The sequence below is a fragment of the Synechococcus sp. R55.3 genome (genome assembly GCF_047461975.1).
GTDB lineage: Bacteria > Cyanobacteriota > Cyanobacteriia > Thermostichales > Thermostichaceae > Thermostichus.
This window is the reverse complement of the sequence record NZ_JANSIG010000026.1, coordinates 23447-33472: the sequence shown is the minus strand read 5'-3', so window position 1 is coordinate 33472 and position 10026 is coordinate 23447. Positions and strand designations below refer to the sequence as shown.

The following is a 10026-nucleotide window of genomic DNA, read 5'->3' as shown; positions in this document are numbered from 1 at the left end:
TCCTGCTCAGAGATAGGCAGGATGCGATCGCTTCTTTCCTGAACCATGTTCAGGAGAGTTCAGCGTGAATGTATCAGAAACCGCTACAATCCAAATCTCAACGAGGCTAAAAGCAACCATGGCACAAGCACTGGAACTCAATACCGAGAACGTCGAGAAAGTCCTGGACGAGCTGCGTCCTTACTTGATGGCCGATGGGGGCAATGTGGAATTGGTGGAAATCGATGGCCCGGTGGTCAAGCTGCGCCTGCAGGGGGCCTGTGGAGCCTGCCCCAGCTCAACCCTGACTCTGAAGATGGGCATTGAGCGCAAGTTGCGGGAGAGCATTCCCGACATTTTGGAGGTGGAGCAGGTATTCTGAGAGGCTCCCTCTTCTGCTGTGGGTTTTTGTGAGATTCCTTTGGGATTCTTTACTCAAGTGTTCAATTGTGTGCCTTGATCGATAGTCTCCAGCCATCTCGGGCGGCTCTCTGCTCCCCACTTCCTTGCTTCTGTGCATCTTTCAGAGCTAGCGCATGTCTGTTCTCCTCTCCATTGCCATTCTCGCCCTGCTGATCCTGGTGCACGAGGCAGGCCATTTTGCGGCAGCCAAACTCCAAGGGATCCACGTCAACCGCTTCTCGCTGGGGTTTGGCCCAGTGCTGTGGCGATACCAGGGCAAGGAGACGGAGTACGCCATTCGCGCCCTGCCGCTGGGGGGCTACGTGGGCTTTCCTGACGAGGATGAACATTCCCCCTACCCGCCCGACGACCCGGATCTGCTGAAAAACCGCCCCGTGTTGGATCGCCTGGTGGTGATGAGTGCGGGGGTGATGGCCAACCTGCTCTTCGCCTATCTGGTGCTGGTGTTGATGTTCGCCTCGGTGGGGATCCCCTCGGTAACGCGCCTCCATCCCGGCATTCTCATCCCTCAGGTGATGCCCGATAGCCCGGCGGAGCGGGCCGGCCTGAAGGCAGGGGATGTGGTGTTGCAGGCGGCCGATCGCGATTACAGGGGGATTGCCGACGAGACGGCGGCCTTGGCAGCTCTGAACGATTTTCAGGTGCTGATCCGCAGCAGCGAGAACCGGCCCATTCCCCTGGAGGTGCAGCGCGGGGAAGGGGATCCCCTGCAATTGACGGTGATCCCAGAGGTGCGGGGAGAGACGGTGGCCATTGGAGTGACCTTGGCCCCCCACCAGGAGGTGACCTTGCGTCCCCCTCAGAGTGTGGCTGAGATCCTCACGGAGGCGGGAAATGCCTACCAGCGGGTGGTGATGCTCAATCTGAACGGCTTGCGGCAGTTGCTGCAGAATTTCCAAAGCACGGCTGCTCAGGTCTCCGGCCCGGTGGGGATCGTCAAGATTGGGGCGGATCTGGCCCGCGATGACGCCGCCAGCCTGTTTAATTTCACCGCTTTGATTAGCATTAACCTGGCCTTTCTCAACCTGTTGCCCCTGCCCGCCTTGGACGGGGGACACATTGCCTTTTTGATCCTGGAGGCGATTCGCGGCAAACGGCTGCCCAAGCATCTGGAGGAGCGGGTGATGCAGACGGGCTTGGTGTTGTTGCTGGGATTGGGGGTGGTGCTGCTCTTCAAAGACACCCTCGCCATTGTCACCGGGTCGGGCTAGGGGAAGATGGCCAGCAAACGGGCCTTGCGCCAGCGAGCTTTGGAGATCCTGCTCCGGCTGAAGCGCCACTACCCCAACTCCACCTGTGCCCTCCACTACCAGACGCCGCTGCAGCTCTTGGTGGCAACCATCCTCTCGGCTCAGTGTACGGATGAGCGGGTGAATCAGGTGACGCCGGAGCTGTTTCGTCGCTTCCCGGATGCCCAGGCCCTGGCGACAGCGCCGCGAGAGGAGATCGAGGCTCTCATCCATTCCACCGGCTTCTATCGCAACAAGGCCAAGCACATTCAGGAAGCCTGCCGCAGGATCTTAAGCCATTTCGGTGGCCAAGTGCCCCGCACCATGCCGGAGCTGCTCACCCTACCCGGCGTAGCCCGCAAGACGGCCAATGTGGTGTTGGCTCATGCTTTTGGCATCCATGCCGGGGTTACCGTCGATACCCATGTTAAGCGCCTCAGCCGCCGCCTCGGCCTCACTGAGCACGAGGATCCCGTGCGCATCGAAAAGGATCTGATGCAGTTGTTGCCGCAGGCGGATTGGGAGAACTGGTCTATCCGTCTGATCGACCACGGACGGGCCGTCTGCACTGCCCGCAAGCCTCTGTGCCAGCAATGTTTTTTGGCGGATCTCTGCCCCAGCGCTCCCCTCCTGAGACCGGCGGCACCGGATGAGAAAATGGATAAAAAAGCTACAAAAGCCTCGCCGGCCTGAGATGATGGTTTCTAGGCGCCCCGCGTGGCTGAGCCCCCCATTCTTCCGGCGCTTGTTTTGGCCGCCTCTCGCCCTAGAATAAGCTCCATGCAGGATAAACCCATGTCAGTCGCGCCCCCCGTTCTGGTCATTGCCGGCCTGACGGGATCCGGGAAAACTTTGGCCATCCAGCAGTTGGAACAACTGGGGTACACCAGCCTAGAAGGGATCCCGCCTGCCCAGGTGATCCCCTTGGTTGAGGCGATGCGGACCCATCACGCTGCTTTGGCCATCAGCTTGAATCTCCACGCCCAGGAGTACCGGGATCAAGTTCCCACCCTGGCTGCTTGGGTGCAATCGCAAGGGATCCCTTTCCTATTCTTGGAGGCCCGCTCCCCAGTGTTGCTCAACCGTCTCAGCGCCCACCGCCGTCCCCATCCCTACGGGGAAGCTGCCGGTTTGTGGGAGGCCATTGAGCAAGAGCGGCTGGCTCTGGCCCCGGTGCGGGAACGCTGCACCCACTGGTTGGATACCTCCGACCTCAATGCCCAGCAACTGCGGCAGCAATTGCAAGCTCTGGTGCAAGGGATCCCCCAGCCCCTCAACCTAAGGTTGGTCAGCTTCGGTTTCAAGTACGGCGTTCCCCCCGATGCCAACTTGCTATTTGATGTGCGCTTTTTGCCCAACCCCTTCTTTCAGCCCCATCTGCGCCGCCTTACCGGGCAGGATCCCCTGCTGCAGGAGTTCTTGTTTGCGGATCCCATTACACAATCCACCTACCAGCACATCTTGTCCCTGATCAAAGCGTTTTGGCCCCACTATCGCGCAGAACGTCGCCCCCACCTGACTTTGGCCATCGGCTGTACCGGCGGCCAGCACCGCTCGGTGGCTCTGGTGGAGCGCCTGGCCCAGGATCTGCAGCCTTGGACTGTCCCTGCCGGCAACCACGCCCTTCCCGACCTGAATGTTCAGGTTCAGCATCGCCATCTGCTCGACTCTCAGCGGGAGCTGGAAGCCCGCTTTGGCCCGGTGCCCGGCGAAGTTGGCGTTGCGCAGCAACAGGTTAGGATCCCTTTGGCCGGCGTTCCTGCACCTTCCCATGGCTAAGCCCCTGCCCAGCAACAAGTCCCCTGTTTGGGGCATTCGTCGCCGCAAGGCTGCTTGGTCGGGAAGTGGCTGGAAATGGCTCTTTCCCGGTTTGGCTGTCAAACGCTGGCTGAGCCTGGCGGTTGGGGGCGTGCTGCTGATGGTGCTGGGCATCGCCATCTGGACGGAGTTGACCCCCATCTTTCGCTTAAAACGGCTGATCGACATCACCCTGCGCTTGATTACCACTTGGATCCCGAACAACATCAGTGGCCCCCTGGTGACCGGGATCGGGCTGGTGATGGTGGTGCTGGGGTTTCGCAGCGCCATGCGCTCCATCGAGGATGTGCTGATCCCCGAGGGAGATGAAGCGCTGGTGGATAAGCTGTTGTCGCGGCGGCGTCTCAGCCGTGGTCCCCGCATTGTGGTACTGGGGGGCGGCACCGGCCTCTCCAACCTGCTGCGGGGTCTGAAGCGCTACAGCTCCAACATCACAGCAATTGTCACGGTGGCCGATGACGGGGGATCCTCAGGGCGTCTGCGGCGGGAGATCGGCGTTTTGCCCCCCGGCGATATCCGCAACTGTCTGACTGCTCTGGCCAACGAGGAAAAGCTGCTCACCGAGCTGTTTCAATATCGCTTCCAGTCGGGGGAAGGGCTAAGCGGCCACAGCTTCGGCAACCTGTTCATCACTGCCCTCACCGCGGTAACCGGCGGCGACTTGATTCGGGCCATCACTGCCACCTCACAAGTCTTGGCCATTCAGGGGCGGGTGCTGCCGGCCACCCTGGCGGATGTCACCCTTTGGGCGGAGCTGAGCGATGGCCGCCGCGTGGTGGGAGAGTCCAACATTGCCAAAGCCGGAGGACGCATTTGCCGAATCGGCTGTGACCCCCCCAACCCTCCCGCCCTACCGGAAGTCATCGAGGCTATTGAGGCGGCAGAGTTTGTGGTGCTGGGGCCGGGTAGCCTCTACACCAGCATCATCCCTAACCTGTTGGTACCGGAAATTGTGGAAGCTCTGGCCAAAAATATGGCCCCCCACATCTACGTCTGCAACATCATGACCGAGCCGGGGGAAACCGACGGCTATACCGTTGGGGATCACGTCATGGCTTTGGATCGGGTGGCAGGAGTGCGCCTATTTGACGGCGTGCTGGTGCAGCGGGAGCCACCCTCCCCGCGCGCTTTGGAGCATTACCGCCGCAGCGGTTCTGAGTTTGTGGTGCTGGATCCCGACAAACTGGCTTACCTGGGCTGCCGTGCCGTTTTGGCTAACGTCATGCAAGAGGATCCAGAGACCGGCTTGGTGCGCCACAACCCCGAACGCTTGGCTGCAATGCTGATGCGCTGGTTCGACAGACATCGCCCCCTCTAGGTTCGCCCTGAATAGATCGCCCAAAATTCTCAGACAGACCCCTCAGCTCTCTTTGACCAAAACCTGCGGCTCAGCCCTGACACATCCGAAATAATGTGATTTCCCTGCCTGTACTCTATGGAAGCCTGCCGCTTGTCTGGGGCGATTTGTCGGGCTGAGTAGCGGCCAATTCCAACATGTGGTTTTGGCCGTCATAACCCCGCTGGTATTTCTATGGTTCCTGCCAGAAGGATGCGATTGGCCAGGCCCGTTGAACGTAGTGTATTTCTGGATGCGCATAGCGAATCGAGAGCCGACGAAAAACCGATGGACAAGCTTTTCCACCTGCATGAAGAGTCTTGGAGTGTAGAATCATCACATCTCCTGCCTCAAAGCTAGGGGCAAGGATGTTAGACCCGACTGCTTCCAGCTCATCAATATCAGGAACAGCCTTCAGGCTTGTCCCGTCCCCTGCTAAAGTCGCCTCTGCCGCAGAAAATTCCACCGGTGCGTAAAGAGGCCCCCGATGGGATCCCACCACGGCACGCAACCCATGGTCGCTGTCAACTGGATCTAGAGGGATCCAGAATGTTAGAAACCAAGGTTCGAGAGGATGGTAAGAGTGATCCTGATGCCAAGGGCTAGTAAATTGGCATCCTGGCTCAGAATAGAAAAATTGATCCTCCAATAAAATTACCTTATTCGTGTCCAATATGTGTGCGGCAAGTTGAGGCAGAACCCCCTCTGTAACCAGTTTTGCCAGGGTTTCATCTTCCTGCCAGCGGAACAAGTCACTTTGGGTAATGGGCTCTGTGGGCGGAGAAAGAGTGCGAAAGTGAGGGCTTGGCTTCGCCCGCAATCGTTCAATAATGTCTATCAAGGCCGCGCAGGTTTCTTTGTCAATCACATTGCGTAGAATGGCCACTCCCTCCTCTCGAATCCGAGAAGCTAACTGAGATGTAGAAATTGGCTCAGCTTCCAAGACTTTCATACCAGGCTTGAGTTTCAGCATTGCAATTTTCCGGCGACACTTACTACAGTCAATACAGACATATCTCTTGTTTTACAGGAGTCTTGCTTATCTATAGAAATCTCATGAAGTCGAAAAAGACGAATCAACTCACCTTAAATTTTTCCTCAACTTATTTTGCCCAAACTCCAAATTTTATTCAGACGATTGTAGAGTTAGTAAGCTATTCAGAGAAGAAGTTTAGTTTAAAGATTATAAAGATTCTGGTCGATCTAGCCTGAGAACTCCCAGTTGTTCATAAACTGACATGCCATCCCAAACTGACCAACATTCAGCAAAGCGACCATCTTCTAAGCGAAACAGATCTATACCCGTCATGGTAATTCGCTTCTGGGTGGCCGGAATGTTATCGTAGGTGCCGACGTGAAATCCGCTCGTTGTCCAATGCAACACGACCCAGTCTCTTTCACCAATCAGATGATTGATTTGGGTTTCCACTTGACTAAAAGCTCCAAAATATCGCTCTACATCAGCCCTCACCACCTCAACGCCATTGCCACTAAATCCAGTCATGTGTACCTTGGCTGTAGGTAGCCAGAATGCTTCCACAGCACTTAGATCTCCTTTGCCCCAGAGACGAGTGTGATAGTTGCGGACAATTTCGGCAGGGGTAAGACTTGTGGACACGACTGGGATCCTCCTCAGGAACAGTTAACTTTGTACACAGTTTTTCCCAACTTTAGGTGAAGTCTGCAGCCTTTTGCTGGGGTGAGGTCAAGTTGGCTGGGCGTTGTTCGGAAGCTCGTCGCACTCGCAAGGGAATTGGCTCGCGCATGAGTCGTTTCCATTCCTGCCAATAAGCGCGGATCGGAGCTTCGGTAGCGATGGATCCGACGATGTTGCCCCAGGGATCCAGTTGATCTCCGGCTTGGTGGCCCCGACTGATATCCAGCCATTCCTCCTCTGGGATCTCCAGCCCCTCTTGGATGCGCTCGAAAATGGCCAGATCGTCTGGGGTACCAAAGCTCACAAAATCTTCATCTACCCTCAGTCGCAATAGGTTGATCTCTTGGGGAACCCCTTCAGCTACAGCCAGGTAAAGGCTGATACGGGTGCGATCTACAGCCAGCGGCTCCACTACCATCAATTGGTTGCCTACCAAGATCAGATTGGGGAAGAGGCTGAGGTTAACCATATTGCCCGTGGCCAGATTGAGCAGCTCAGCATAAGCTTCTCCTCGAGCACACAGGGATCTCTCCAGGGCCTCGCGGGTAGGCAACTGACGCATGGTTGCCCATGGCCCATCGGGAAGGCCAGGACGTTGATCCACCACACAATGACCGTGTCCCAGGGTACGGCTAACCATAGGGGTCTTAGCAGGGTTACGGGCTAGTACCGTTTCTGTTTCGGCTTGATGGCCCAGAAGGTTGTAGGAACGATGGGCAAAAGTGGCATGGATACCATCGGCAGCATTATCCCAGAGCAGCTTCCAGTTGCCCTTAAATTCCAGATGAATGGGCGAGTCCAGCACGCGAATTTGGCCGCCGGGATGGCGATCCAAATGCTCATCTAGCCAAGGCCGGGCAGCTCCTAGCCATTCTGTCAGCGGCAACGGCTCTGCGGCCAAGGTGCCAAAGACAAACCCTCGATAAGATTCCACCTGTAATTGTCCGAGGTTGAAGGTCGGTTTATCAGGGTTGGCGTAGCTTTGAGCCACTGGCAAATTCTTGAGGCGACCATCCAATGCGAAACACCAGCCATGGTAAGGGCAACTCAAGTGCTTCGCGGATCCCTTATCCTGAGTGACCAGCAAAGTGCCCCGGTGAGTACAGCGGTTGAAGAGGCCATAGACTTGCCCATCCCGTTCCCGCGTCAGGAGAATGGGCCGGGTTCCCAAGCGACGACGAAGAAAGCATCCCGGCTGAGGGAACTCGCTTTCATGGGCAAGATAAACCCAAGTGACGCCAAAAACACGCTTCATCTCCAGAGCAAACACCTCAGGATCCGTGTATAGGGAGCGATGTACCTGTCCCAGTTGGATCAGAAAATCTAAGTCTAAAACAGCGTGTTGACTTTGAACCATGGGTCTCCAACTTTGGCTATCTATTTCTCTTGCCTTTACCCACCTCTTAGTTACCCAAATGCTCTCAAAACCGGCCACCGCAAAGAGCTTCTCGACTACAAAAGCCAGCCCAAATGAGGGGATCCCTGGGCCAATTCTGGTATGAGCATGATTTTGCGCAGGATCTGAAAACCCTCTGGCTGCTGACACAAAAGGTGAATCTGGTGAGCAGCTACTAGGTGAGCCCCTGAGCTTGACCCCTTAAAAACATGAAGAGTCAGAATACTGCTGCTCAGCACCTCCTCTGCCGGGCTTTTCCAGGCTTCCACGTTGGTGATGGCCCGCAGCACCTGCGGCAGAGGTTGGATCCCCCAGGCGTAAGGATCCTGCATACGCCCGACCCGCTCCTGTAGGCGTCGTCGATCGTCCAAAAACAAAGCTTGATCCTGAGCAGGATGGCTATTCTGCCGCAACGGGATCCAGTACCACCCCCTTGGAGCCCAGAGTTCCAGCCAGGACTCAAAACGCTTCCCATCCAACAACCGCGCCTCAAAAGATAAAAACCGTCTTGCGGCTGCTATCAAAACCTCATCAGTGGCCGGTGGAGCAGCTAGCACCCAATCTCGCACGGCTGCCAAATCGTCATAGAGTGCCTTAACCTGCTCAAGACCAGAGACGTGTTGGGCACTCATCACACCACCTGCTCAGGTGCCATCTGTAAAAGTACCAATCGCTCCACCGCCGCCACCAAGCCATACCCCACCACCGATGATAAGGTCAGCATCACCACTCCACTCCACAGCATGCTGTAGTTGCTGGTGGAGTAGGTGAGAGCCATCAAATTACCCACACCAGTACCTGTAGCCAGCCATTCGGCTACCGTTGCCGCCAAAACTGCTGTGGGCACCGCAATTCTGGCCGCAGCAAAAAAGGCCGGCAGCATTGCTGGGATCCTGGCCAGGAGCAAAACTCTCAGCCGGTGAGAGGCAAAACTGGCAAACACATCGAGCACCTGTCCCGGCACTTGCCGTAAACCTTGAGCACAGGCAATCAACGTCGGGAAGAAAGTCATCACTGCTACCAGTGTGATCAAGCTGAGCATTCCCCTCCCTAACAGGATGATGATCAGGGGAGCTGTGGCAATGATCGGCACCGAACGGAGAGCAATCATCACCGGCATTGCCGCACGCTGCACCAGTGGGAACAATTCAAACAGACAAGCCGTGAGCATACCCACCGCCAACCCAGCAAAATACCCAGGCACTGTCACCTGCAGAGTAGCCGCCATCGCCTGCAACAGTTGTTCTCGATGGGCTCTAGCCCCAGGGTGGGTGACCAAAAAAGTCCAGAGATCCCCCGGTCGCTTGGCGAAAAAGGGGTTTAGATGTAGCCAATCCATGCCCACCTGCCACAGCAACAGGATGAATAGCCCTGTCAGCAGCCCCATTCCCAGAGTCATCCAGCCATTGGTGTGGGCAGATTTGGGATCCGGTCGAGCTGTCAGCAGCGGGGGTGGAGCCCCCGGAGAGAGCCACCACCCGAAAGCCACGACCAGAAAATAAACCGCAATTGAGGCGGCTGTCGCCAGGCTGGCTACTGTCCATATGGCTACAACGTCTAAGGAGCGGATCCCTTGGATCACCAGTACCCCCATGCCTCGCTCAGCCCCCGTAAACTCTCCTACCATAGCCCCCAGCACTGCTGCTGGTGCCGCCACCTGCAAGCCTGCCACTAAATAGGGCACTGCAGCACGCAGTCGCACATAGCGCAACATGGCCAGTCGTCCTCGACCATAACTTGCTACCAGATCCCCCCAAGCAGCAGGAACGGCCCGCAATCCCACCACCAAAGGCACAAAGGTGGTGTAGTAGACCGCCAGCGCTGCCAGCGTGATCTGAGGGGCATCTGAGGTGCCAAACATCACCCGTAACACCGGGCCTGTCGCCACAATGGGTAGGCAAAACACCACCAAAGCTAGGTTTTGCACCAGCCGTTCACTCACAGGAAACAGAGCCACCAGCAACGCCAATAGGATGGCCACCCCATTGCCATAGACAAAACCTAGGGCTGCCTCGCGTAGGGTCACCAGTAGCGCCCGAGTGTACAACTCGGGGTGACTGGCCAAGCGTTCTGCAATCTGGCTGGGAGCTGCCAGAATATATCGATCCGAGAGCTGCTGCTGCACAAACAATTCCCAAATCGACAACAAACCCATGAAGACGAGCGGGCCGCTTATCCACCCAGGCAG

At 56.9% G+C, this 10026-nt stretch carries 10 protein-coding genes; 5 read left to right on the top strand and 5 right to left on the bottom strand.

Features of this window, described 5'->3' with window-relative positions; translation table 11 throughout:
- Nucleotides 1-118: 118 nt before the first annotated feature.
- From NW849_RS06130 to NW849_RS06110, 5 genes are all read left to right on the top strand, one after another.
- Complete coding sequence (locus tag NW849_RS06130) at nucleotides 119-361, top strand: NifU family protein (protein ID WP_414356613.1); 243 nt, start codon at nucleotides 119-121, stop codon at nucleotides 359-361.
- 154 nt (nucleotides 362-515) lie between these two features.
- Complete coding sequence (gene rseP, locus NW849_RS06125) at nucleotides 516-1613, top strand: RIP metalloprotease RseP (protein ID WP_414356611.1); 1098 nt, start codon at nucleotides 516-518, stop codon at nucleotides 1611-1613.
- 6 nt (nucleotides 1614-1619) lie between these two features.
- Nucleotides 1620-2324, top strand: coding sequence for an endonuclease III (gene nth / locus NW849_RS06120; protein WP_414356610.1), 705 nt, complete (start codon nucleotides 1620-1622; stop codon nucleotides 2322-2324).
- A gap of 102 nt (nucleotides 2325-2426) precedes the next feature.
- Nucleotides 2427-3410: an RNase adapter RapZ gene (gene rapZ, locus NW849_RS06115; RefSeq protein ID WP_414356609.1), complete on the top strand. Its 984-nt coding sequence runs from the start codon at nucleotides 2427-2429 to the stop codon at nucleotides 3408-3410.
- Nucleotides 3403-4767 carry a gluconeogenesis factor YvcK family protein gene (locus NW849_RS06110; RefSeq protein ID WP_414356608.1) on the top strand — a complete coding sequence of 455 codons (1365 nt, stop codon included), beginning with the start codon at nucleotides 3403-3405 and terminating at the stop codon, nucleotides 4765-4767. The genes rapZ and NW849_RS06110 overlap by 8 nt, the downstream gene beginning before the upstream one ends.
- A gap of 211 nt (nucleotides 4768-4978) precedes the next feature.
- On the opposite strand, the gene NW849_RS06105 is transcribed toward NW849_RS06110, so the two are convergent.
- The 5 genes from NW849_RS06105 to NW849_RS06085 all read right to left on the bottom strand — a co-directional run bounded on the left by NW849_RS06105 (nucleotide 4979) and on the right by NW849_RS06085 (nucleotide 9984).
- Nucleotides 4979-5758, bottom strand: a complete 780-nt coding sequence (locus NW849_RS06105) for a phytanoyl-CoA dioxygenase family protein (protein WP_414356607.1) — start codon at nucleotides 5756-5758, stop codon at nucleotides 4979-4981.
- Between the two features lie 210 nt (nucleotides 5759-5968).
- Complete coding sequence (locus tag NW849_RS06100; protein WP_414356606.1) at nucleotides 5969-6403, bottom strand: ester cyclase; 435 nt, start codon at nucleotides 6401-6403, stop codon at nucleotides 5969-5971.
- A 52-nt stretch (nucleotides 6404-6455) separates the two neighbouring features.
- Nucleotides 6456-7799, bottom strand: a complete 1344-nt coding sequence (locus NW849_RS06095) for an aromatic ring-hydroxylating oxygenase subunit alpha (RefSeq protein ID WP_414356604.1) — start codon at nucleotides 7797-7799, stop codon at nucleotides 6456-6458.
- A 95-nt stretch (nucleotides 7800-7894) separates the two neighbouring features.
- Nucleotides 7895-8470 carry an aromatic-ring-hydroxylating dioxygenase subunit beta gene (locus NW849_RS06090; protein ID WP_414356603.1) on the bottom strand — a complete coding sequence of 192 codons (576 nt, stop codon included), beginning with the start codon at nucleotides 8468-8470 and terminating at the stop codon, nucleotides 7895-7897.
- Nucleotides 8470-9984 (bottom strand): ABC transporter permease, encoded by a 1515-nt coding sequence (locus NW849_RS06085; protein WP_414356601.1) that lies wholly within the window; start codon nucleotides 9982-9984, stop codon nucleotides 8470-8472. Before NW849_RS06085 ends, NW849_RS06090 begins: the two co-directional genes overlap by 1 nt.
- Nucleotides 9985-10026: the final 42 nt, after the last annotated feature.